Source organism: Micrococcus sp. 63XJN7_6_ISO-PGPR-S23-444 (genome assembly GCF_058072765.1).
In genome coordinates this window covers 94,118-117,643 of record NZ_JBYRDX010000002.1, presented here as the reverse complement: position 1 = coordinate 117,643, position 23,526 = coordinate 94,118, and the positions used below count along the sequence as shown (strand labels likewise).

Below are 23,526 nucleotides of genomic sequence, written 5' to 3'. Positions count from 1 at the left end.
GGCTGAGGGTGACCTTTCGGACCCGATGACGGGTGGGCGTGGAGGGGACGGAGCGGGTGTGGAGAACTGCGGTCGCCGGGGAGTTATCCACGTGCATCTTGTGACGGGGGCTCATAGTCGGCGGAGTGGACGCAGATTGGGGGCGAAATCGGCGGGATCAAGCCGATCGCGTGTGTGCATCTTGTGACGGTGCGCCGGTCGGGCCGGAGGTTATCCACGTGCATCTTGTGACGGCCAGTGTGTGCATCTTGTGACAGCCACCCCGTCAGAATCGGCATGATTGCACCGATTTTGGAGGGTCCCCATGTAGTAAAACCACATGTATTCCTCCTGTAGTGGGGGGGCGGTTTCGCTGTGCATCCGTGGATAGCCGTTCGGTGAGGTGGTCGCGGTCTGGGGTTCAGGCGGCCGGGGCCTGCTCCATGAGGGCCGCGTAGTCGGGAGCCAGCTCGCTGCGCTCCAGGGCGTAGTCCTTCACGGCCTGGGTCAGGCGAGTGCGCAGGACGTTGATGCGCTTGCACAGGCCGCGGCCGCTGTAGCCGTACTCGTCGCTCAGGGCTGCGCGCTCGGCCTCGTCGGCCAGCTGGTAGCGCAGGAAGACCGCGGCATCGCGGCTGGAGAAGACGGCGTTGTCTCGAGCCCAGGCGATCAGGGCGCACAGGTCCCGGGTGGCACGGCCGTTGTCGGCGGCCTCATCGTCGGCCGGCTCCTCGGCCAGCTGCGGCAGCCAGGAGGGCAGGGCCTCGACGTCGGACTGGCCGTCGTAGAGCTTGCGCTCGAGCAGGGAGTCCTTGAGCACGTCCATGGCGAGGTTGCCGATGCACGAGCCGGCCCGGTGCAGGGAGGGCCTGCGGATCCACTTCCACGCTGCGGCGATGACGGCGGCGGAGACCTCCTCGCGGGCGGAGTGGTCTCCGTGCATGGCGGCCATGCGCATGCGGGTGTGACGGCCGGCGATCAGGGTGAAGCGAGGCAGCATCAGCTGGAGGACGGCGCGGGCGCAGTCCTCGTCGCCGACCGCGGCCTGCTCGAGCAGGCCGCGCATGATCTGCTCACGGGCCTCCACGGTGCTGCGGGCCACCGTCTGGACGAGCTCGATGCCGGTCTGAGTGCCGTGAGGCCAGGGGTGGGAGGTCTCGGCGTAGCGCACGGCCCACTCGGCGTTCAGGCGGTCGATCACGGTCGGGGCGTAGGTGGTGGTGCTCATCGGACTCGGTCCCTCCATCAGTGGTGTCCGGGCGTCCCGGACGGGTCACTGACCAGCCAAACGAGCAGGTCGGGAAACGAATCTGGATCTGGATCTGGATCTGCCGATCGTCTGGATTTCCAGAACCTGGACCGCAGGAGATCGGCGGAATCATGCGGATGTGGGGGAGGGGCGGAGAAAAAGTTCCCGCACGGGAGGGACATCGGTTCCCGCGGGCGGCCTTTAGTCCGGTGAGAGATCGCCCGTCCAAGGAGCCCCCGAGATGTCCGAGCAGACCCCCGAGATCGTGACCGATGAGCAGCTGGCCAGCTTCGTGCGTGAGGCCCAGACCATGCGGGAGGCCGAGACCGTCCTGGAGGCGGGTCTGGCGGACCTGTGTGCGCGGCCGTTCGACCCGGCCAGCCAGGAGGAGATGCGTCGCCTCCTGGACTCCGACCAGCTGCGCGAGGCCACCCTCATCGCCCGGCGGATGGGAGGGCAGGATCGGTGAAACTGCTCTCTCGCAAGAAGAAGACCGAGCCCGCCGCGGAGGCGCCGGAGCAGAACAGCCCGACGCCGGCCAAGTCCAAGGTGAACAGCCTGGCCTCCCGGGTCCTGCTCTACGGGTTCTACGGGGCGATGGTGCTGTGCCTGGGCCTGTCCGGCCTGGCCGTGGTGCTGGCCGCTTCGACGGCATCCCAGCCGGCGCCGACGGTGGAGGTGCCCGACACGTCCACAGCCGAGGGCGTGGCGACCTCCTACGTCTCGGCGTGGCTGCGTGCCACCCGCGATGACCAGAGCCTGCTGGAGCCCTACATCGGTGGCACGAAGATCCCCCAGCTGCCCGTGGAGCCGCTGGGCGTGCGCGACGTCGCCGTGGCCGGCGTCCAGCGCGGCCAGGACCCGAGCATCACCTCCGTGACCGTCGCCGCCCACGTGGAGCAGCGCTCCGGGGCGCCGAGCACCCCGGGCGCTCCGCAGGCGGCGGATGCGACGGAGAGCCTGTCCCTGCTGGGGCAGGCAACCGCCTCGCCGACGTCCTCTGCCTCGCCGTCGCCGTCCCCGTCTTCGGCCAGTCCGTCTCCGGCGGCTGGGGCCACCGCCAAGCCGGTCCCCTACACGCTGCGGTACTACCAGGTGGCCGTTCACGAGCAGGCCCCCGGCCAGTTGCAGGTCATCGGCTACCCCACCCCGGTGCCGGGGCCGGCTCATGGAGACCCCGTCACCCTGAACTACTCCCATCGGGTCGGCCCGGACACCGACCTGGGAAAGATGCTCGACGGCTTCCTCCAGGCCTACGGCGCCAGCCGCTCGGATGTCTCCCGCTTCCTGGCCCCCGGCTACAAGCTCGCCGCCATCGACCCCGCCCCCTACACCCGCCTGTTCATCCAGGAGATCCGCACCGACCAGGCCCTGGACTCCGTCCAGCCTGGCACCCCGGTGCGCGCCCTGATCCAGGCGGAGGCAGAGCTGCCCGATGAGCGCAACTCGCGTATGGGCGTGACGGTGCCGGTCACCGTGACCTTCCGCGACGGCCGATGGGAGGTGACCTCCCTCGACCCGGCCCCCCTGATCGACACCTCAGCCCCTCAGTCCACCCCGACCCACTGACCCCTCATCTCTGAAAGGGAGACCTCGTGAACGACTTCATCCCGTACCTCCACTCTTCCCTCACGCTCGGCAACTTCTTCACCTCGATCAACAACCTGATCGCCCAGGCCCAGGTCGTGCTCAACGCGCTGATCATCTTCCTGGGCGTGGTGATCTTCCTGATCGGCTCGGCCCGCGGCAAGTGGACCCTGCCGGCGATCCTGCTCTCCGCTCTGGCCGGCGGCCTGTTCATCTGGGGCGGCGTGGCCGGCGTCCAGTGGGCCGCGGACTCCGCCGGCACGACCATCAAGTGATCGGCCAGGAGTAAGCCATGACCGAGACCGGACGGTTCTACAGCAGCATCCGCCGCATCCCCACCACGCTCTACCGGCTGCCCGACGGCACCCGCGTGCCCGGGGGCCCCTACACGCTCGTGCAGGGCGTGGGCGGGGCGATCACGGTGGCGCTGCTGTGGGCCGTCCGGGGGTCCTGGACCACCGGCTTCGACCTGCTCGACTTCGCCGGCGCCCTGGCCGCTGGCTTGGCGGTCACCTGGCTGCTGCGCTTCGCCCCGGACAACCTCCACGAGCTGGGCCTGGTCATCACCGGAGCCTTCCTGGCCTGGTCCAAGCCCCCGCACGGGCACTACCGCGGCGAGACGTTCGCCCCCAAGAAGGCTCCCGTAGGGATGCCCGAGAAGCCCTCCAGTCCCACCGCTCCCACCCGCGCCCTGGCCACCGACGAGCCGCAGGGCGAGCACGCGCCGACGTACCGGCCGATGGGCACCTCCTCCGTGGCACGCCTCCTCCAGCAGAGCACGACCGAGAACAAGGACACCCAGCGATGAAGAACTCCCTCCTGTACCTGCGCGAGAACCTCATGTGGACCTCCACGGGCACGGTGTGGGCGATGTGGCGCGTGCACGGGCTGCCCTACGGCTTCGGCAAGGGCGAGCACAAGGAGCGGGCCATGCTCGCCCACCAGGCCCTCTTCCAGGGCCTGCGCGGTGAGGCCATGCTCATGGGCCTGTGCGCCGAGCTCGACCCCGCCGCCGTCGTCGAGCGCATGCTCGACGGTGTCGACCTGGAGCAGTGCCCCAACTACCTCGAGGAGGCCGAGCTCTCTTTGGACGAGCTCGAGACGATCCCCGTGGGCGAGCGAGCCTACTGGCTGGCCGTGCCGCTGCCGTCCAAGTCGATCACCGACCGCCTCCAGACCCTGATCCGCTCCGTCGACGGCAAGCTGCGCGAGCAGCTGGCCCTGCCCACCTGGCGACCCACGGAGGCGGAGATCCAGGCTCTGGGGCGCATGGCCGAGCACATCGGCCGGGCCATCCCCGCCGCCTTCAAGGCCGTCCCCTCCTCTCCGGCCGAGGTCGCCTGGATCTACGCCCACTCCCAGAGCCGGGGCCTGGGATCGGATCCCACTGCGCCCGCCGGCGGGGAGGACGTGCAGGCGTTCACCTCCGGGGCGAGCCTTCCCGAGCCGCTCGTGGACGAGGGCGGCCAGTCCGACGTCAGCGCCAAGGAACGGCTGAACCCCTTCGGCCGCCGGTACGTGAAGATCGCCTCCGAGACCACGGCAGGCCAGGCCTCGTACCAGGTGGTGATGGCCCTGACCGCCGGCCCCCGCGAGGGCTTCACCTTCCCCGACGACGAGTACGTCTCCTACATCGACTCCCTCAGCGTCAACGCGGACTGGATCATGCGCATGAACGTGCTGCCGGCCAAGCGCGCCGCCGCACGGAACAAGCGTGCCGAGGAGAAGCTCAACGAGGAGTACAACCAGCAGGAGGGTGACTCCCACGTGATCACCGGCGGATCCACCCGCCTGGACGCGATCGCCGAGGACCTCAAGGCCTACCACGCCGCACTGAACTCCTCGGAGGCCGAGGTCTCCGTCGACGTCGCGGTGATGTTCATCGTCGGCGCCGAGACCCCCGAACAGGCCCAGGACCAGGCCCAGATGATCCAGGCGGCCTACTCGGCGCGCGACTTCAAGGTGATCACGCCCCTGGGCTACCAGGAGTCGCTGTGGTGGGCGTGCCTGCCGGGCACGCCGGCCTCCTCCGTGGTGAAGAAGCTCGAGCTGCTGGTCACCGGCCGGCACCTGGCCTTCGGCATGCCCCTGGTGACCGACGCGCTGGGCACCCGCACCGGATTCCGGCTGGGCACGAACATCTCCTCCTCGCGCCGCAGCCCGGTGTTCATGAACATCGGCGGCCTCATGGAGGCCGACATGTCCGGCTCGTTCGCCGTCACCGGCGAGAACGGCTCCGGCAAGTCCACCCTGCTGAAGATCGTGGCCGGCAACGTCTTCGACCGCGGAGGCCAGATCGTGGCCATCGACCGCTCCGACAACACCGAGTGGGCGGCCCTGGGTCGACTGCTCACCGAGCGCGAAGGCTCCCAGCCCACCGTCGTCGAGCTCGGCGACACCCGCTGGTCGATCGACCCCCTGCGCCTGTTCCCGGGCAAGGTCGCCGCGCGCGTGACCCGCTCCCTGGTCTCCGTGCTGCTGGGCTTCGGCTCGAACTCCGCCGAGGGCCGGCTGCTCGGCCAGCTGCTGCACCCCGACTACGCGCAGGAGCATCAGATCACCTCCATGGGGTCCCTGGTAGCCCACCTGCTCTCCGGCCAGGGCTTGGCGGGGGAGGAGCCGGAACAGACCCGCGCGATCGCGTTCGGCCTCCAGAACGTGCAGTCCACCGAGTTCGGGCCCCTGCTCTTCGACGAGTCCCTGCCGACCCTGGACCTGTCCTCGCGCTTCCTCACCTTCTGCACCCGCGGCGTGGAGCTGCCCCGACGCCACGAGCTGGAGTCCGCCGCGCTGAAGGCGGAGCTGCCGGTGGAGAAGGTCATCGGCCGCGCCCTCTATGCCCTGATCGTGGCCGTCAGCCGCGTCGTGCTCTACGCCGACGACTCCATCGAGTCGCTGATGATCGTCGACGAGGCCCACCACGCCACCGGCTCCCCGGAGACCGAGCTGGAGCTGTCCAACGTGGTCCGCTACGGCCGCAAGCACAAGGCCGCCGTGGCGTTGGGCTCGCATGACGCGTCAACGGACTTCGGATCCCAGCAACTCCAGGCGCTGATCCCCGTGCGCATCGTCTGCCGTTCCCGCGACTCCAAGATGGCCCAGCGCAACCTCGACTGGATGGCCGACATGGGGCAGGACGAGTGGGTCGAGCTGGTCACCTCCGGGCTCTCCCCCCTGGACGACAACGAGGAGGTGGCCCCCGAGCGCCGCGGTGAGGCGCTGATGCGTGACGCCTACGGAAACGTCGCCAAGATCAAGGTGCTTCCTCCGCTCTCGCCGGCCCGCTTCAAGGCCGTGATGAGCTCCCCGCCCAAGCGCGGAGCCTCCACCGAGACCGCCAAGGAGCTGGTGCACGCATGAGCGCACGCGGATGGATGCGACGAGCTGGCGTCAGCGCTGCCGTGTTGCTGACCATGCTCTGGGCCGCCCCGGCCGCCTCTGCGGCCCCGGCAGCCCCGGCGCAGTCGGGGGTGATGGGCCTGGAGGAGTGGTCCCAGCAGGTCACCGACTCCTCCGGTGTGCCCATCTCCAAGTACGAGGCACTGCCCCTGGACCACGGCGCCGGAGGCATTGACATCAACCCCGCCCGCGACGCGCTGGTCTCCGTGCTCGACTTCCTCTGGGGCCTGCACTACATGTGCGTGACCACGTGCATGTGGCTGCTGCACACCCTGCTCGGCTTCCAGTGGGTCTCCTGGTTCTCCGGCCCGATGGAGGTCCTCGGCCAGAACTTCGGGCAGCTGGTCGCGCAGATCCACTGGATCCCGCTGGCGGCGATGATCTCCGGCACGACCATCGGCCTGCTGTTCTTCATGCGCAAGCGCGGCGCGGCCTGGGGGGAGATGTTCGTCTCCGTGATGATGGTCGTGGTCGCCACGAACATCGCGCTGAACCCGGTCGCCTACATCACCGGCCCGGACGGCGTCCTCCAGACCTCCCAGCAGACCGCGGCGCAGATCGCCGTGGAGGCCACCGGAGGCAAGGGCGCGATGGACGGCGGCGCGGACGCCTCCTCGGCCCTGGGCCAGTCCGTGATGGCCGACCTGACGGACGCGATGCTGCGCGGGCCCTCCCAGGCCGTCGCCTTCGGCCAGTTGCTCGAGGGCGGCTGCGCCAGCACCTTCACCGAGACGATGAAGGCCGCGGACCCCATGGACGTGAAGTCCAAGTCCGTGATGGACCCGGTCAAGGGGTGCAGCGAGTCGGCCAAGAGCTGGTCCGAGTCGACCTCCTTCACCAAGGTCGCCCCCATGCTCATGACCAACCTGGGCTCGGCAGCCTTCGCCGTGCTCGTGGCCACCATGGCGGTGGTGCTGTTCCTGGCCGTGCTCATGGCCCTGTTCTACGGGGTCTACCAGGTGCTGGCCGTGATGATCTCGATCGTGCCGGGCACCTCCCGCAAGGAGTTCTTCGGCGCGTTCGTCGGCGTGATCGCCTGCGGTGTGGTCATCGTGGCCGCGATCGTGCTCGTGGCCGTGTCCCTGCGCCTGGTGGCCAACATGCTGCTGACCACCGCAGCCCTCGGTGTGACCCTCCAGATGCTGTTGCTGGTGCTCATGCTGATCGCGCTGATCTGGCTGGTGCTGCGCGTGCGTCACGGGATCATGAAGAAGGGCGACCAGACCGCCCGCTGGCTCTCGCGCTTGGGCGCCGGCCAGGAGAAGAAGTCCAGCGTGCCGATGAAGTCGCTGGTGGGCATGGCCGGCACGGCTCTGGGCGGCTACAAGTTCGGCCGCCTCGGTCTGGCCAAGGGCGGCGGCCAGGACGGGCCTGCGCGCTCCCGGCCGACCGGCGGCGGCGCCGGCCCCTCGGGCGGCTCCGATACACCCAGCGGAGGACCGCGCCGGCCGGATCCCCGCGGCCCCCAGGTCTTCGGCCGCGCCGCGCGCGCCGACGGCGGCAGCGGGCCCGCGCGCCGGCGCCGTCCGGGCGGGCAGCTGCCCCCGGCTCCGCTGGTGCGTGCCGTCGGCGTGGGGGCGGCTGCCATCGGTGGTCCGATCGGTGGGGCGGTCAACGTCGTTGCCCAGGGCGCGGCCTGGTCCATCGAGCGCCAGAACCGCAAGGAGCTCACCGGCCCCGGCAAGCCCCAGCGGGTGCCCCGCCAGTCCCGGATCACCGTCGGCAGCGACGGCAAGGCCACCGTGACCCCCCGCCGGCCCGAGGTCGTGGAGGGCACCGTCGTGGATTCGAGCCAGGGCCCCCAGCAGCCCCCGCGGCGGCCGCGGTCGGACAGCACGGAGGCCACCCAGCGGATGCGCGAGCGCCTCCGGGCCGCCCAGGGCCCGCGGGGGCAGCACGCATGAAGCGCCGCGCCGTCTTCATCGGGGCCGGCGCCGTGGTGGCCGTCGTCGCCTTCGTGGTGGTGCTGATCCTGCTGATCATCCTGATGATCGGCGGCGCCCAGCAGAAGCTGAAGATGCAGCAGTCCTCTCTCTCCTGTGTCGTGGGGGGCCTGACCGCCGCGGACGGGTCCCTGGCCATCCCGCTGATGGGCCGGGTCACCTCCGACTACGGGCCGCGCCCGAACCCCTTCGGGCCCGGGTACATCCCCCCGGGCTACACGAGCGAGGCGCCCTTGCTTTTCCACGGTGGCGTGGACATCGGCGGCATCCCCGAGGGCACCCCCATCAACGCCGTCATGGGCGGCACGGTCATCGGCACCAACATGGAGGGTGAAGAGGGCGGCAACATCCTCAAGATCGACTCGGGCAACGGGATCGAGTGGCGCTATGTCCACATCGCCAACGGCACCACCGTGGTCAAGCCCGGCCAGCAGGTGAAGGCCGGGGACCACCTGGCCGGAGCCGGCGAGACCGGCGTGGCCACGGGCGTTCACCTGCACCTGATGCTCTACGTCAACGGCGAGCGGTCCAACCCGCAGACCTGGCTGGCCGAGCGCGGCCTGATCCTGGAGAAGGGCCAGATGCCCCGGCTGACCTCTCCGGCCGGCGGCGGTGCCGCGGGGGCGGCGTCCTCGAGCTCGGCGGCAGCCTCCTCAAGTTCGGCTCCCTCGGCCAAGCTGGCCAGCGGATCCTCGCCCGCGGGCGCCGCCGCCTCGGACGGGCAGCCCCCCAAGGTCAACGGGCCGGTGCGGATCACCTTGCCCGAGGGCAGCGAGTGGACGCTCTCCCCGGAGCAGGTGGAGAACGCGGCCCTGATCATCGGGGTGGCGCGCGAGCTCAACATCTCGGACAAGGGGATCCAGGTGGCGCTGATGACCGGGCTCCAGGAGACCATGCTCCAGAACATGGCGAACCCGACCCTGCCGGAGTCCATGAACTTCCCGCACCAGAAGACCGGCACCAACAAGGACTCGGTCAACGTCTTCCAGCAGCGCACCGTGGCCGGCTGGGGAAGCGTGCCGGAGCTGATGAACCCCGAGTACGCCGCACGAGCGTTCTTCGGCGGCCCAACCGGCCCGAACAAGGGCATGCCCCCGGGCCTGCTGGACATCCCCGGTTGGGAGGGCATGGCCCCCGGGCCGGCTGCCCAGGCCGTACAGAACTCGCGCCACCCCGACGAGTACAACAAGTGGGAGAACGCGGCGAACCAGATCCTGGGCCAGGTCACCGGCACCACCCCCATGATGTGCCAGGGCGCCGGCGGGGCTGAGGCCGCGGCCAGCGCCACCTCCAGCACCGCCCCCGAGGGCAACCACGCCCTGGACGAGGACACCAAGCGCCTGGGGATCCCAGCCGACTTCTCGCGCTCGAAGATCGTCTCCCGCTCTGAAGCCGGCATCGGCGGCACCTACACCTACGGCGCCGCGGACTTCCGATCCTGGGATGCCACCGGGCTGGTCTCACGCGTCTACCAGGACAACGGGATCGACATGCCCCGCCAGGCCCCGTGGACCGTGGGCAAGCGCACCGAGACCCCGCAGCCCGGCGACATCGTCGCCCAGAAGTGGGACCCCACCCGCGGGCGGTGGGAGCACGTGGGCATCTACGTCGGCGACGGCATGATGATCTCCGCGATCAACGAGTCCGCCGGCACCCGCAAGCACCCGGTCACCCAGACCGGCACCGACACCGTCTACTTCGACGTGATCCAGGAGAAGAAGTGAGCCGCACGGACACCACCCGCCACCCCCAGGACCCCCAGCCCCGCACGGGGCGGGCCTGGCCCTTCCTGGTCGGCGCTCTCGGCGCGGCAGGCGCCGGCGCGTGGCTGCTCACCGGCACCCCCGGCGAGCAGACGCCGGAGGCGCCGGCCCCCACCCCCACGGCGGCCGCGAACTCCACGGCCGGGGCCTGGCCTCAGCCGTCGGCCAGCACCGCCCCGGCCAGCGCTGCGAGTCAGGAAACGAATCGGGAAACGACCCCCTCCACGGGGCCGTCGAAATCTGGAAACGCCCAGGTCAGACCGTCATCGGTCAGCGCGGCACGCAGCTCCCAGATCGAGGTGGAGAAGGCCGCCCAGGAGCGAGCCGTCCAGGGCCTGGACCCCGACGCCCGCAAGCGTGCCGAGGACGTGGCCAGCAGGTTTGCGCAGGCCATGAACGCGCGCACGTGGCAGACCAGCCGGCAGCAGTGGCGGGAGGCGCTGGCGCCCACGGTGAGCCCTGAGCTGCTGAAGACGCTCGACGTCGATCGGGATTGGGAATCCGACGCCCAGCACCGCTTCGTACAGGCCAAGGCCAACACGTCGGTGCAGGTGCTCGAGTCGCGCGCGCAGACCGTTCAGGGCGAGCGCGTCGACGTCGCGCTCATGGTGGCCACCGAGACCACCGGCGAGGACCCCTGGGTCACCGCGCCGCGGACCGAGCGCCCCATGACCGTCGTCGTGGACACCACCCAGAACCGGGTTGTTGCACAGATCGACATGACCCCGCACGGCGGCCTCTGAGACGCCCCCGGCCGGGCCCTACGACACGTAGACCAGCGGCTGCGACATCTTCACGCGAGCTCCCCAGCGGGAAGCCGTGCCATACGAGCACCAGCGACCGGCGAGCATCCAAGGAGCACCGAAGGTAGACGGGAGCCAGAGCGCAGCCGTGCGCGGGCGAGCAGACCGGGAGCAGGCAGCCAGGGGCCCGGCGGAAACCAAGCCGCACGAGGGCCAGGGGGAGGGGAATCTGCCGCCACTGCCCGGCCACAGATCCACGGGAACCTCGAGGTAGGCCCGCCAGATCCAGGCCAGCGAGCCGCCCCTGATCCACGCCCCAGAGACCCCTCTGGGCCTGGATCAGGGGCGGCTCCGTTCGGGGGATGAGCAGCAGTGGCGAGGCGATGTGCATGGACCACACGGGGGCGGGAGGTGCGCCGGAGACGGCACCGCAGCAGTTGTCGAGATGCAGGGAAGATTGCACAGGACACGCGAGGAAGACTGCACAAGTCCTCCTCTGCGACCTCACGTGTGCAATGTAGTGTCCGACGGCGTGCGGCACACCTGTACAGTCCGTATGGGACTGCTGCACGGTCAGGTGACAGTTACGTGACCGTAGGTTCACGGTTCTCACTAGGGCCCGAAGAGGCCCTTTTGTGACACATGTGTCGCACTGGGTGTACCCGAAGGAGACGCTAATCAGGCATCACATGCCTGTCGGCGCAAAGCGCGCCTGGATTCGGAAGGATGGCCACATGTTCTTCGACGGCTTCGCGCTCGCCCGGATCGACGTCTCCGACAACGTCTCGCTTCGCGTCCGGATCGGCGGAACGGGGCCAGCGGTCGTCCTCCTCCACGGCCATCCTCGGACGCACACCACGTGGCATCACGTTGCACCGCGTCTCGCGGCAGCGGGTTTCACCGTCGTCTGCCCCGACCTCCGGGGATACGGACAGTCGACGGGCCCCGTCCCCGACCCCGAGCACAGGCAGTATTCGGACCGGGCGATGGCGCAGGACATCGCGCAGCTCATGACCTCCCTGGGGCACCAGTCGTTCTCGGTCGTGGGGCATGACCGCGGCAGCTACGTCGCCTACCGCACCGCCCTCGACCACGCCGACCGCGTCGAGCGCCTCGCCGTGTTCGACTGCGTCCCGATACTCGAGGCCCTCGAACGGGCCGACGCCCGCTTCGCGGAGGAGTGGTGGCACTGGTTCTTCTTCGCCACCGAGCACGCGGAACGCGTGATCTGCGCCGACCCGCTCGCCTGGTACCGCCCCGAAGCCGCGCGTATAGGGCAGGAGAACTACGACGACATGGTCGCCGCGATCACCGACCCCGAGACCGTGCGTGCCATGCTCGAGGATTACCGTGCCGGGCTGCACGTCGACCGCGCCGCCGACGAGGCCGACCGCGCCGCCGGCCGCACGATCGGATGCCCAACACTGGTCGCGTGGTCGATCCACGACGACATGGAGACGCTTTACGGCGACCCGGCCGCGATCTGGCGCCCGTGGGTTTCCGGGGAGCTTCGAACGGCACGGATCGACAGCGGGCACCACATGGCCGAGGACAACCCCGCGCAGCTCACCGCAGAGCTGACAGCCTTCCTCAGTACCTGAACCGCGAGCCGATCCCGAAGACCTCCGCCCGGACGAAGCGACACCCGTTGCCCCGGGGCCTAGGGCATGTCTGACAATTGTTTGGACCATGCGATCACAGCATTCAGCACCGCAGCGGACCGGTAGACGATCGCGTACTTGTCGTACCGGGTCGCCAGTCCCCGCCATTGCTTCAGGTGCGCGTACTGGCGCTCGATGACATTGCGGCCCTTGTAAGTCCGCGAGTCCAGGCCCACGGGTCGGCCGCCGGCTGAGCCGCGGCGTCTGCGGTGGCCCTGCTGGTCCGCCGGCTCGGGGATGACCGCTTTGATCCGGCGGGCGCGTAGGTGGGTGCGGATCGCCTTCGAGGAGTCCGCCTTGTCGCCCAGCACGGCCTCCGGGCGGGTGCGAGGCCGGCCTGCAGGCCGTGCCACACGCAGTTGCCCCAGTAGGGGCAGCAGCATCGGGGAGTCTCCTGCTTGGCCGGGGGTGATCAGGCTGACCAGCGGCAGCCTGGTCCCGTCCACAAGCTGATGGATCTTCGTGCTCAACCCGCCCCGGGAGCGCCCGATGCCGTGATCGGTCGGCTCTTCACGCGGATTCTTCTCTTCACGCGGATTCTTGTAGTTCGACCCAGCCCCCTGTGTGGCGGGTGATGTTCGTGGCGTGCTGGTGGGCGCGGGCGATCGTGGAGTCCACCGAGACCGACCAGTCGATCAGACCTTCGGCGTCAGCTGCGGCGGTCAGCGTGGCCAACACCGTGTCCCACGTGCCTTTTTCGGCCATGCGCCGATGCCAGGTCCACACGGTCTGCCAGGGCCCGTAGACCTCGGGCAGATCCCTCCAAGCGATTCCGCACCGGTACCGGTAGATGATCGCCTCGACCATGGTGCGGGCATCGGCGAAGGCCTGCCGGCGCGGCCGGTCCGGGCTGGGAGCATCGGGGCGATCAGCTCCCATTGGGCATCGGAGAGGACCTGGAACCGGGACATGCCCCCAGGGTCTCAGCTGACCCGTGGATCCATTCTCAGACACGCCCTAGACCAACTTGCCGCCGCTCCGGTCAACGACTCTGGGGGCACGGTAGGCAGTGTCTACGAGTACGCGGCTCTCACCTACAAGCCCGCTCCACGCCCCGGCGAGAATCCCGCCGCAGTGACTGACGAGCATCTACGTCACGCAATCGAGCACGTCCAAGCCGACGCCTGACCCTAGGTACGAAAAGACCCCTACCCGCAATGGGTGGGGGTCTTTTTCGTCTCCGCCTCAGGGGCAGGCAAGAGGTGGGGAGGGGGTCAGCGGCGCTTACTGGCGCTCCGGTAGGCGCTCACCACGTCGGCGTGAATCCGGCCACGGTCCTTCACGTCGTAGCCGTTCTCCTTGGCCCAGGCGCGGATAGCGGCGGTTTCGCCCTTCGTGCCTGAGGAGGAGCCGGTAGACACGCGGCCCAGACGACGGGCCTTCTTGGTGAACTCTGAGAGCGCCTCCTCATAGTCGGCGACGATCTTCTCCAGACGGTCCGCGTTCTCATCGCCCAGATCGATCATGTATGCCTGATCCCGGACGTAGAACGTCACAGGCGTAGCCGGGGTGATCTTGTCCAGATCGTCGACGAGGGTCTTGATCTCAGCCAATGGGGGCTCCTTAGTAGGGGGCAGGATTGCTTTAGGGGGAGGCTATCACTAAATGGGCGTCCTGGCGGTCTGTCTAGGTAACAGACCGATTGAAGGAGGCGACATGCCGAGTATGGAGATAGGCCCTGATGGGTCCATGAGACGGGCACAACGTCGGACGTTCGACGGCGCTTGGAAGGCTAAGCGGGCGCGCATCCTCAAAGACCAGAGTCATTGCTACATCTGCGGCTCTGCGGTGGATACGTCTGTACCTGGCACTGATCCTCATGGGCCGAGTGTGGATCACCTGATCCCGGTCTCTCAGGGAGGAACGGACGATCCCGAGAACCTCATCTTGACCCATCTCGCGTGCAACATGCGGCGCGGCACGAAGGACATTGATGAGGTTCGGCACACGCCGCAATCGCGTGTGTGGTGAGCGATGCCATCCGATCAGGCGTGAGGCACATGAAGAGCGCGTTGGGTGAACCTCAGAAGCCCTAGAAGCCTCTGTAGGGACTGGTGCACGTGTAGGTGACAGTCGTCTTCACGCCGGGTCTGCGGGCGTGTGGTCCATGATCAACTCGTACTCGACCGGCGTCAATCGGCCCAGGCGCACCTGCCGGCGGCGGCGGTGGTAGGCCCGCTCGATCCAGGTGATGATCCCGGCCCGCAGATCGTCCCGGGTGTCCCAGTCGCGTCGGTCCAGCACGTTCTTCTGCAGCAGCGCGAAGAAGGACTCCATAGCCGCGTTGTCCCCGGCAGCACCGACCTGACCCATGGACCCGATCAGCCCGTGGGCGGTCAGGGCGTCCTGGAATAGGGCCGAGCGGAATTGCGAGCCGCGGTCCGAGTGGACGATGCACCCGGCCACCACGTCGGTGCCTCCGCGGCGGGCCACGGCCTGCTCGAGGGCGTTCACGGCCAGGGATGCCTGCATGCGCCCGGCCATGGAGTACCCCACGATCCTGCCGGCGTAGAGATCCTTGATCGCGCAGAGGTAGAGCTTGCCCTCACCGGTGGGGTGTTCGGTGATGTCGGTCAACCACAGCCGGTTGGGCTCCTCGGCAGAGAAGTCCCGGCGGACGTGGTCATCGTGCACGGGTGGGCCTGGGCGGGTCCCGTTCTTGCCGCGCTTGGCCCCGAACGCGCAGTGCCACCCGTTCTGGTGGCAGAGCCGCCAGGCGGTACGGGCCGCCATCGGAGCGCCAGCATTCTCGGCCTCGTCCCGCAGCAGCCGGTACCCGAACTCCGGATCGTTCTGGTGGGCGTCGTGGAGGGCGTTGGCCCGGTGAGCGGCCTCCACCTCCGCGGTGGTGACAGGGTTCTGAAGCCAGCGATAGTAGGGCTGGCGGGCGAGCTTGAGGACCCGCAAGGACACCGCGACCGGGATCTGGTCGGCGGCGAGCTCGGACACGAGCGGGTACATCATTTTTTCGGCAGGTTCGCCTGGGAGAGGTAGGCCGCGGCGCGGCGTAGGACTTCGTTCTCCTGCTCGAGGAGCCGGATCCTGCGGCGGGCTGCGCGGAGTTCTTCGGCCTCCGTGGCGGTGGTGCCGGGCTTGTTGCCGGCTTCGATCTCGGCTTGGCGCATCCAGTTCGTCAGACAGGAGAAGCTGATCCCGAAGTCCTTCGCGATCTGCTTCAAGTGGGTGCCGGGCTCACGGTTCTGGGCGACGCGGACGACGTCGTCGCGGAACTCTTGGGGGTAGGGGGCGGGCATGGTGCACATCCTTCCCTGCGGTGTGGGAACACCACAGATCGTATGTCACCTACACGCGCATCAGTCCCGTAAGCGCCTCTAACGTCTTAGAGGTACATCTCACGCTCAGAGAGGCTCTCAGGGCTTCTGGGGGGCCTTTTTAGGCCGTAGGGGGTCAACCCCTCCCCCGAACTCCCAGGAAATGCCCAGGGTGTTCGGAAATATCTCCCCAGGAGAAAATTGACCGCTAAAAGACCCCGAATCCCCAGTCGCGTAGGGCCCACTCCTGCGCCTGGACGCTGTGCTGGTGAAATGCCTTGATGTCTTCCGCCCATTGCCCCCTAGCGTGGTCACCCGTGACCGCATCGGGCCTCAAGGGTGTGCCGGTCATCAAGTCACGGGCGTCGAACGTCATGCGCGTCAACTCACCTACCAGGGTACGAAACTCTCTCCCCGTATGGCCGAGGATCTCCCACTCCAATTCGCCAGACTCCGGCGCGGGCCGATCCGTCTTGCTGACTGCTACGCAGAGTTTACGCATGAGAGGCACCGCCTCTGAGATGCGGGACAACATCTGCTCCTCTTCCGAACCACGCTCAGCGGCCCGTAGAAGGATCTGCGACTCCGCCCGCATGGAGTCCAGGTGCGGGATGTTTTCATCGGCGGTCACGGGAGAGTAGCCGCCTTCACTGACAGGGGCCCGAAGCAGAGACAGTGCCCGAGAGATCGTGTCAAGTGAATCAACCGTGGGACGTAGGCGCGTCCACTCAAGAGACTCGGCGCTGAGAGCATTGGAGCGTTTCGCTTCCTCCACAGAATCAGCGGCCCGGAGTGCAGACTCCTCAGCGGCATCAGCTGATCTTTTTGAATGCTTGGTCGCCCGTATCGAAACAATTATTGCAATGACAGCGGCGCACGCACTAGCCCCTGAAAACAAATTCTGCAACACCGAAGCATCCATCACATTCTCGCTTTCGCTAGGAGTCGCCATGCCCGAAAAATCTACCGTCTCCGAAGCCGTCTCCTCCGGGGACCGCCGCACCGCCCTCGTTGCTCTCCGGGACGCACTGGCGGCGGACATCGACAACCCGGAGACCCTGCCGCGAGACCGCGCGGCCATCGTCAAGCAACTGCAATCCGTCCTCTCTCAGATAGAGGACATCACCGCCCCGGAGTCCGAGACCGTCACGCCTCTTGAGGCGGCACGACGACGACGGGAGACCCGCACAGCCTAAGTGAAGCGTCCTGGGTTTCGTTCCGTGGTTAGACGGTCGCGGGCGCGGTCGTCGGGGTGTGAGTGTAGGCCGCTTCGACGACGCCCCTCTGCTGACGACGGACACGGTCCGGGTGTGGCGGCGCTGATACCTGGTAGCCACGCCACCCCCGGTCTGTGACCGGGGGTTCTTCGTTGGGCCGCTAGATGTACTGACTGGAGACGTTGATCGGAGCCTGTACCCCTTGTAGAGATGCAGCGAAGATTTCACACGACGCGCGGCCAAGAGTTCACAAACACGCGCCACACGTTCGTCTCTGCAAAGTAGGCCGAGCTGGAGATGAGTGAAGAAGGGCATCCAGGACGGGGCCGTGCGAATTCGCCTGGGTGCGTAGAAGGCGCCTCCAGACTGGAGCCGCGGTACTTCCTGCGGGTCGCACGAGCGCATCCACGCCCACTCCGAACACTCTGCATGTCTAAGAGTTGCTACTGGATCGCCATCCGCCACGTCCGGCGGCAGGGTGTCCTAGGGCGTGTCTGAGAATAGATGCACGAGTCAGCTGAGACCCTGGGGACATGTCCCGGTTCCAGATGCTCTCCGACGCCCAATGGGAGTTGATCGCCCCGATACTCCCGACCCGGACCGGCCGCGCCGGCAGGCCGTTCGCCGACGCCCGCACCATGGTGGAGGCGATCATCTACCGATACAGGTGCGGAATCGCTTGGAGGGATCTGCCCGAGGTCTACGGGCCCTGGCAGACCGTGTGGACCTGGCATCGGCGCTTGGCCGAAAAAGGCACCTGGGACACGGTGCTGTCCACGCTGACCGCCAGTTGAGTCCCGCATAGTGGTGTAGCGCCCGGTGGTCGGGCGTGTCGTCTCAGACGTGGACGCGGCCACCGTGTGATCCGTCGAGTCAACCTTCCACAGAATCCTCGAATGGAGTCATCACGATGACCGCTCCTCATATTCTCGACCCTGCCGGCCTGCTCGGAGAAGCCCTGTCTGAAGCGTCCCCGGACATGATGCGCCATCTGCTGCAGACCATGATCAACACCTTGCTGTCCGCGGATGCCGACGCGGTGGTCGGTGCCGAATGGGGCAAGCCCAGCTCCTCGCGCACTGCTCAGCGGAACGGGTACCGCCACCGGGACCTGGACACCCGGGTCGGCACCCTGGACGTGGCCATCCCCAAGCTCAGATCGGGCACGTACTTCCCGGACTGGCTACTTGAACGCAGGAAGAGAGCGGAGTCGGCGCTGATCACCGTGGTCGCTGACTGCTACCTCGCCGGGGTCTCGACCCGACGGATGGACAAGCTGGTCAAGACTCTGGGCGTCAACGCCCTGTCCAAGTCCCAAGTCTCCCGGATGGCCACCGAGCTCGACGAGCAGGTCGAGGCCTTCCGCCACCGCCCGCTCGGGGTGGCCGGCCCGTTCACGTTCGTGGCCGCCGATGCGCTGAGCATGAAGGTCCGCGAGGGCGGGCGCGTGGTCAACGCCGTGGTGCTGCTGGCCACCGGGGTCAACGCTGACGGCCACCGCGAGGTCCTGGGCCTGCGGGTCGCCACCTCGGAGACCGGGGCGGCGTGGAACGAGTTCTTCGCCGACCTGGTCGCCCGCGGCCTGGCCGGGGTCCGGTTGGTCACTTCTGACGCCCACACCGGACTCAAGGACGCCATCGCGGCGAACCTGCCCGGAGCGACGTGGCAGCGCTGCCGCACCCATTACGCGGCGAACCTGATGGGCATTACCCCGAAGAACATGTGGCCGGCCGTGAAAGCCATGCTGCACTCGGTCTATGACCAGCCCGATGCGGCCAGCGTGCACGCGCAGTTCGACCGGCTCCTGGACTACGTGAGCGAGAAGCTGCCCACCGTGGCTGAGCACCTCGACGCCGCCCGGGCGGACATCCTGGCCTTCACCACGTTCCCGAAGGACGTCTGGACGCAGGTCTGGTCGAACAACCCGGCCGAGCGGCTCAACCGGGAGATCCGCCGTCGCACCGACGCGGTGGGCATCTTCCCCAACCGGGCGGCCATCGTCAGGCTAGTGGGTGCGGTGCTGGCCGAGCAGACCGATGAATGGGCCGAGGGTCGACGCTACCTCGGTCTCGAAGTCCTGGCCCGCTGCAGGCTCACCACCGTGACCAACACCGGAGACGAGGTGGACCCCGACACCGAACTCACCCTCGGCCTCAGCGCCTGACCCCCATGAAGGATCAGACCGCTACACCATCACGAGGGGCTTGACCTGACCGCCGCCGCTGACGCCGAAGGCCTGATCGATTGGTCGGTCTCGGTGGACTCCACGATCGCCCGCGCCCACCAGCACGCGACGAACATCACCCGCCACACAGGGGGATGGATCGAACTACAAGAATCCGCGTGAGGAGCCGGCCGATCACGGCATCGGGCGCTCCCGTGGCGGGCTGAGCACGAAGATCCATCAGCTCGTCGATGGGACCGGGCTGCCGCTGGTCAGCCTGATCACCCCCGGCCAGGCAGGGGACTCCCCGATGCTGCTTCCTCTTCTGGAGCAGCTGCGCGTGACCCGGCCAGTAGGGCGGCCCCGGACCCGCCCCGAGGCCGTGCTGGGCGATAAGGCGTACTCCTCCCGGGCGATCCGCACCCACCTACGCGCCCGTGGGATCAAAGCGGTCATCCCCGAACCGGCCGACCAGCAGGGCCACCGCAGACGGCGCGGTGCCCGCGGCGGGCGCCCCGTCGGCCTCGACGCGGACGCCTACAAGGGCCGCAACGTCATCGAGCGTCAGTACGCTCACCTGAAGCAGTGGCGGGGTCTGGCGACCCGGTATGACAAGTACGCGATCATCTACAGGGCCGCTGTGGTCCTGAATGCTGTGCTCGCGTGGTCGGAGGCATTGTCAGACACGCCCTAGTTGTACTGACCGGAGACGTTGATCGAAGTCCCCCCTGAGAACAGCTGGATCACGGCTCAACATCAGCCGACGTGGAAGTCCTTCTCCCGCGCTTCGCCGCCCTCAAGCCACCGGACGCGCAGCACATCTGGAGAACCACCACCCATCGCAAACTCGACACCGAGGCGACGAGACTGCCCCGCGTGAATGACGGTGGGCGTACCGTCCGTGGCCAGGTACATTCGCGAGTCTTCGATGGCGGGTTCAAACGTGACCTCTTCGGCATCGAGTTCTCCCACATTGGTGATCTCGAGCCAGCGACGAGTCCGATACTGAGGACGGCCGCTTCGGGAAAACCCGTTGTGCTCACGCTCCTGGTGTGGCTGCACGATGAACCGCACGCCAGCCGTCGTGGAAGTCGACGCGAGCGGCGCCAGCTTCATTTGGGCGATGTCATACTCGATTGCCTTCCGTACCTCATGTTCCAGTTGTGTGGTGGTGTTGAACTCTCCAAGGAGCCCACGCTTCTGGAGTTCAGCCTTGAACTCTCGCAGGCCCTCCAGTTGTTTCGTGTCGACATCATGGGGCAGGGGCGCGGTTGAGAAGTAGGGGTGCACTGGTTTTCCGAGGGCTTCGGCGCGCTCGATCTCCTCGACAGTTCCAGACACAGCCTCCGGGGTGGGGGAGCCAAGGCGGCCACCGAACAGTGCGATGACGATGTCCGACCCCTCAACACCCTGCATGTTGATGAAGGACTGCGGGTGCCCTCCGAGCTGGGGCACCGAAGACGTCTCCCACCGCCATGGCTGGAGGACAACCTGCTTGTTCTGCGCATTGGCCTGGTTCCACTCATGAACCGCCTTTTCTACGGCGTCTCTGGCCTCTCCCGTGTCGGAGGGAGACGCGATCAGAATGCGAAGAACGGTCGCCGTGTACGCCATGACAGCCACAATAGCTCCGTGAGCCGGACTTCACCTCAGGTCGCACGGAGTCGTATGCCAATGCTCACCTGCTGCGGGGCAACACGATGGACGTCTCCGGTAAGTACACCTAGCGAGTCGCCCATACCACGGCTGCCAGCCCGATATCTTGATATCGGGACATTTAGGAGCTCTCCATGCCGATCGACTTCCATGCCAAGCGCAACGCCCGCACCTACGTCGGCCGCGAGGCTCATTCTAGTTGGACCACCGCGATGACGGCGTTGGTGAACCCTGAGGGGCTCGACGTCGTTGATGTCGGCTGTGGGGGCGGCATCTACTCCCAGCAATGGGCTCGCCTGGGCGCTTCCAGTGTGGTGGCACTGGACTGGAGCGAGTCGATCCTCGAGTCGGCGCGGGACGCGGTCGGGGACGACCCTCGCATAAGTTTCCGCATCGGGACCGCCGATGCGACCGGCCTCCCGGACGCCTCCTGCGACCTGGTCTTCGCGCGCGCACTGGTCCACCACCTCGACGACCTTGCTGGTTTCATGCGCGAGGCCGCGCGGATCCTCCGGACGGGCGGCTGGCTGATCGTCCAGGACAGGACGATGGAGGACGTGGCTGAGCCCGGGAGCCGCACCAACCCGCGCGGCTACTTCTTCGAGGTTCACCCCCAACTGCTGCGGGTCGAACAGGGGCGTCGCCCCGAAACCCAGGTCGTTCTTGGTGCCATGACAGGGGCCGGCTTCAACGCCACGGACGTGTTCAGCCTGCACGAGACACGCCGGCACTACGAGGAGCGCGAGGAGTACCTCGAAGAGATCCGGAACCGGGTCGGGCGCAGCATCCTGCACGATCTGGACGAAGACCAACTCGCTGAGCTGGTCGACCGACTCCGTCAAGAACTGCCCGAGACCAACCTCACCGAAACAGACCGATGGACCGTGTGGGCAGGGCAGAAGGCATAGCAATCCTCAGTCCCTTGGGTGACGCCGCATAGGGCTCTGCGCCGCCCGTAACTCGGCATGAGCGCGCGACCACGCGCAACGCCTGCCACCGGGGTGAGATCCGATAAGCAGACGCGCCGCAATGGTGGCTATGCAGCATCGGTGACCGTTGGTGCGGTGCAGGCAACCCCTCGACATCATTACAGTGCCCTGTGGTTGCCTTGGGTCTGCCGTGACTCCACGGTGGCCCGAATGAAGCGTCCCGGGTGTGATGCCGCTTCCTTTCGAGTTCGAGAGGATGTTGTTCATGCCGAAGAAGTTCGATCCCGAGGTGAAGGACCGCGCGGTGCGGATGGTCCTGGACCGTGTCGAGGAAGCCGGGTCAGTCACGAAGGCCGTGGCTTTGGTGTCGCCGAAGGTCGACGTGGGGCGCGAGACCTTGCGCCGCTGGGTCTGTCAGCACCGCGTCGACGCCGGCCTCAAGGACGGGCCGACCAGCGATGACCTGGCCGAGCTCAAGCGCCTGCGCGGCGAGGTCAAGCGATTGCGGGAGGACAACGAGATCCTGCGCAAGGCCTCGATTTTCTTCGCGGGGGAGCTCGACCCCCGCAACGGGCGTGTCAACTTGTCTGTGTAAGCGGGGTGGTCACAGGTAGGGGTTGATCCGGTCGGGGTAGGCCGCGGCGAGCTGGGCGAGGGCCTGCTTCCAGTTCGTGACGGCCTGGCCTTCGACGAGCCGGCCCTGGGCTTTGCGCTGGCCGGCGGGTTTGCCCCGGTCCCGAGCGCGTTCGGCGGCGCGTTTGTCTTCGATGTTGCAGATCGCCAGCCAGAGCAGCTTCACCGCCGCCTCGGTCGAGGGGAAGTGGCCGCGGTTCTTGGTCACCTTCCGTAGCTGGAAGTTCAGCGACTCGATGCTGTTGGTCGTGTAGATGACCTTGCGGAGCATGGGTGGGAACTGCAGGAACGGGATGAACCGCTCCCAGGAGTTCGCCCAGGTCGCGGCTGCAGACGGGTACTTCGTGCCGAGCTCGGAGGCCTCGAACTCGGCCAGCGCCTTCCTCGCGGTCTCTTCGTTGGGGGCGGTGTAGATCGGCTTCAGCGCGGCGGCGACCTTCTTGCGGTCCTGGTAGGCCACGAACCGCATCGCGGCCCGGATCAGGTGAACCACGCAGGTCTGGACCATCGAGTCCGGCCACGTCGCCTCGATCGCCTCCGGCAGGCCCTTGAGCCCGTCGCAGCACACGATCAGCACGTCCTGCACGCCCCGGTTGGCGAGATCGGCGCAGACGTGGGCCCAGAACGCCGAGCCCTCGGTGTCCTGGACCCAGATCCCCAGCACGTGCTTGATGCCCTCGAGGTCCACGCCGACGGCGATGTAGGCGGCACGGTTGAGGACCTGGCTGTTCTCTCGGATCTTGATCCGGATTGCGTCGAGATAGATCACCGGATAGAACTCCTCCAGCGGCCGCGACTGCCACGCCAGGACCTCTTCGCTCACGGCGTCGGTGATGTTGGAGATCGTCTCGTGCGACAGGTCCGTGCCGATCGTGGAGGCCAGGTGGTGCTGGATGTCCCGGATCGTCATTCCGCCGGCATAGAGGCTGATGATCATGTCATCCAGGCCCCCGAGGCGCCGCTGGCCCTTGGGCACCAGGCGCGGGGTGAACGACCCGCCCCGGTCTCGCGGGACGTCCAGCTCGATCGGCCCGACCTCGGACTCCACGGTCTTCGGGGTGGTCCCGTTGCGGGAGTTGGCGTGCTTCGGCGCCTCGCTCGAGCCCTTCTCGTAGCCCAGATGGCTGGTCAGCTCGGCCTGCAGGCCCCGCTCGAGCGCGGCCTTGACCAGCGCGGGCACGAACCCGCCGTCACCGGTGAGCTCGACGCCGCCCGCGTCGATCTGCGCGAACAGGGCATCAAGCTGCCCTGAGGCTTTCAGCTGCTCGACCAGGTCCTGGCCCGAGGGCTCGCCTGGGTTCTTCTCGTCGATCATGGTCATGATTCTTACC

20 protein-coding genes and 3 pseudogenes are annotated in these 23,526 nt (G+C 67.7%); 16 read left to right on the top strand and 7 right to left on the bottom strand.

From position 1 onward, the window contains the following. Positions 1-400: 400 nt before the first annotated feature. Complete coding sequence (locus AC3RJ9_RS11835; RefSeq protein WP_101966131.1) at positions 401-1,207, bottom strand: hypothetical protein; 807 nt, start codon at positions 1,205-1,207, stop codon at positions 401-403. Positions 1,208-1,469: 262 nt separating this feature from the next. Between AC3RJ9_RS11835 and AC3RJ9_RS11830 the strand changes: the two genes are divergently transcribed. From AC3RJ9_RS11830 to AC3RJ9_RS11790, 9 genes are all read left to right on the top strand, one after another. Continuing rightward, the gene (locus AC3RJ9_RS11830) at positions 1,470-1,697 is read left to right on the top strand and encodes a hypothetical protein (RefSeq protein ID WP_069941630.1); all 228 of its coding nucleotides are present in this window, start codon (positions 1,470-1,472) and stop codon (positions 1,695-1,697) included. After that, positions 1,694-2,797, top strand: coding sequence for a conjugal transfer protein (locus AC3RJ9_RS11825; protein ID WP_145993074.1), 1,104 nt, complete (start codon positions 1,694-1,696; stop codon positions 2,795-2,797). The genes AC3RJ9_RS11830 and AC3RJ9_RS11825 overlap by 4 nt, the downstream gene beginning before the upstream one ends. 26 nt (positions 2,798-2,823) lie before the next feature. After that, a complete protein-coding gene (locus AC3RJ9_RS11820) occupies positions 2,824-3,090 on the top strand; it encodes a hypothetical protein (protein ID WP_101966130.1) in 267 nt (88 codons plus the stop codon). Positions 3,091-3,107: 17 nt separating this feature from the next. Next, positions 3,108-3,623 (top strand): hypothetical protein, encoded by a 516-nt coding sequence (locus AC3RJ9_RS11815; RefSeq protein WP_101966129.1) that lies wholly within the window; start codon positions 3,108-3,110, stop codon positions 3,621-3,623. Next, the gene (locus tag AC3RJ9_RS11810; protein WP_101966128.1) at positions 3,620-6,175 is read left to right on the top strand and encodes an ATP-binding protein; all 2,556 of its coding nucleotides are present in this window, start codon (positions 3,620-3,622) and stop codon (positions 6,173-6,175) included. Before AC3RJ9_RS11815 ends, AC3RJ9_RS11810 begins: the two co-directional genes overlap by 4 nt. Continuing rightward, positions 6,172-8,118: a hypothetical protein gene (locus AC3RJ9_RS11805; RefSeq protein ID WP_145993073.1), complete on the top strand. Its 1,947-nt coding sequence runs from the start codon at positions 6,172-6,174 to the stop codon at positions 8,116-8,118. Before AC3RJ9_RS11810 ends, AC3RJ9_RS11805 begins: the two co-directional genes overlap by 4 nt. Next, the gene (locus AC3RJ9_RS11800) at positions 8,115-9,881 is read left to right on the top strand and encodes a peptidoglycan DD-metalloendopeptidase family protein (protein WP_101966126.1); all 1,767 of its coding nucleotides are present in this window, start codon (positions 8,115-8,117) and stop codon (positions 9,879-9,881) included. Before AC3RJ9_RS11805 ends, AC3RJ9_RS11800 begins: the two co-directional genes overlap by 4 nt. Continuing rightward, positions 9,878-10,663 carry a hypothetical protein gene (locus AC3RJ9_RS11795; RefSeq protein ID WP_101966125.1) on the top strand — a complete coding sequence of 262 codons (786 nt, stop codon included), beginning with the start codon at positions 9,878-9,880 and terminating at the stop codon, positions 10,661-10,663. The genes AC3RJ9_RS11800 and AC3RJ9_RS11795 overlap by 4 nt, the downstream gene beginning before the upstream one ends. A 734-nt stretch (positions 10,664-11,397) precedes the next feature. Then, positions 11,398-12,264 carry an alpha/beta fold hydrolase gene (locus AC3RJ9_RS11790; protein ID WP_206495795.1) on the top strand — a complete coding sequence of 289 codons (867 nt, stop codon included), beginning with the start codon at positions 11,398-11,400 and terminating at the stop codon, positions 12,262-12,264. 59 nt (positions 12,265-12,323) lie between these two features. Here AC3RJ9_RS11790 and AC3RJ9_RS11785 read toward each other — a convergent pair. Both AC3RJ9_RS11785 and AC3RJ9_RS11780 read right to left on the bottom strand, forming a co-directional pair. Next, positions 12,324-13,235: pseudogene (locus AC3RJ9_RS11785) on the bottom strand (IS5 family transposase). A gap of 303 nt (positions 13,236-13,538) precedes the next feature. Next, on the bottom strand, positions 13,539-13,877 hold the full coding sequence (locus tag AC3RJ9_RS11780; RefSeq protein ID WP_031943884.1) for a histone-like nucleoid-structuring protein Lsr2: 339 nt from the start codon (positions 13,875-13,877) through the stop codon (positions 13,539-13,541). A 52-nt stretch (positions 13,878-13,929) separates the two neighbouring features. Here AC3RJ9_RS11780 and AC3RJ9_RS11775 point away from each other — a divergent pair, with 52 nt between their 5' ends. Then, positions 13,930-14,295: an HNH endonuclease gene (locus AC3RJ9_RS11775; RefSeq protein ID WP_080695891.1), complete on the top strand. Its 366-nt coding sequence runs from the start codon at positions 13,930-13,932 to the stop codon at positions 14,293-14,295. Positions 14,296-14,403: 108 nt separating this feature from the next. Here the strand turns inward: AC3RJ9_RS11775 and AC3RJ9_RS11770 are convergent. Both AC3RJ9_RS11770 and AC3RJ9_RS11765 read right to left on the bottom strand, forming a co-directional pair. Beyond that, positions 14,404-15,578 (bottom strand): IS3 family transposase gene (locus AC3RJ9_RS11770; protein ID WP_136941138.1). Its coding sequence is split into 2 segments (ribosomal slippage): positions 14,404-15,291 and positions 15,294-15,578, totalling 1,173 coding nucleotides; the frame shifts between segments, so codons are not numbered across the junction. A 226-nt stretch (positions 15,579-15,804) separates the two neighbouring features. After that, a complete protein-coding gene (locus tag AC3RJ9_RS11765) occupies positions 15,805-16,227 on the bottom strand; it encodes a hypothetical protein (RefSeq protein WP_036316258.1) in 423 nt (140 codons plus the stop codon). A gap of 232 nt (positions 16,228-16,459) precedes the next feature. Here AC3RJ9_RS11765 and AC3RJ9_RS11760 point away from each other — a divergent pair, with 232 nt between their 5' ends. The 4 genes and pseudogenes from AC3RJ9_RS11760 to AC3RJ9_RS11745 form a co-directional block, all read left to right on the top strand. Beyond that, positions 16,460-16,792 (top strand): hypothetical protein, encoded by a 333-nt coding sequence (locus tag AC3RJ9_RS11760; RefSeq protein ID WP_145993087.1) that lies wholly within the window; start codon positions 16,460-16,462, stop codon positions 16,790-16,792. Between the two features lie 554 nt (positions 16,793-17,346). Continuing rightward, a pseudogene (locus AC3RJ9_RS11755) lies at positions 17,347-17,604 on the top strand (transposase); the annotation flags it as partial. Positions 17,605-17,723: 119 nt separating this feature from the next. Beyond that, positions 17,724-18,977 (top strand): IS256 family transposase, encoded by a 1,254-nt coding sequence (locus AC3RJ9_RS11750; RefSeq protein ID WP_095694973.1) that lies wholly within the window; start codon positions 17,724-17,726, stop codon positions 18,975-18,977. Between the two features lie 45 nt (positions 18,978-19,022). Beyond that, a pseudogene (locus AC3RJ9_RS11745) lies at positions 19,023-19,671 on the top strand (IS5 family transposase); the annotation flags it as partial. 62 nt (positions 19,672-19,733) lie between these two features. On the opposite strand, the gene AC3RJ9_RS11740 reads toward AC3RJ9_RS11745, so the two are convergent. Beyond that, positions 19,734-20,591 (bottom strand): DUF4062 domain-containing protein, encoded by an 858-nt coding sequence (locus tag AC3RJ9_RS11740; protein WP_036316260.1) that lies wholly within the window; start codon positions 20,589-20,591, stop codon positions 19,734-19,736. A gap of 176 nt (positions 20,592-20,767) precedes the next feature. On the opposite strand from AC3RJ9_RS11740, the gene AC3RJ9_RS11735 reads away from it, so the two are divergent. Then, the gene (locus AC3RJ9_RS11735) at positions 20,768-21,541 is read left to right on the top strand and encodes a class I SAM-dependent methyltransferase (RefSeq protein ID WP_031943889.1); all 774 of its coding nucleotides are present in this window, start codon (positions 20,768-20,770) and stop codon (positions 21,539-21,541) included. A 286-nt stretch (positions 21,542-21,827) separates the two neighbouring features. Then, positions 21,828-22,157, top strand: a complete 330-nt coding sequence (locus tag AC3RJ9_RS11730) for a transposase (protein WP_206495883.1) — start codon at positions 21,828-21,830, stop codon at positions 22,155-22,157. 9 nt (positions 22,158-22,166) lie between these two features. Here the strand turns inward: AC3RJ9_RS11730 and AC3RJ9_RS11725 are convergent, their stop codons facing one another. Then, positions 22,167-23,510 carry an IS256-like element ISMlu11 family transposase gene (locus tag AC3RJ9_RS11725; protein ID WP_012750929.1) on the bottom strand — a complete coding sequence of 448 codons (1,344 nt, stop codon included), beginning with the start codon at positions 23,508-23,510 and terminating at the stop codon, positions 22,167-22,169. Positions 23,511-23,526 lie beyond the last annotated feature (16 nt).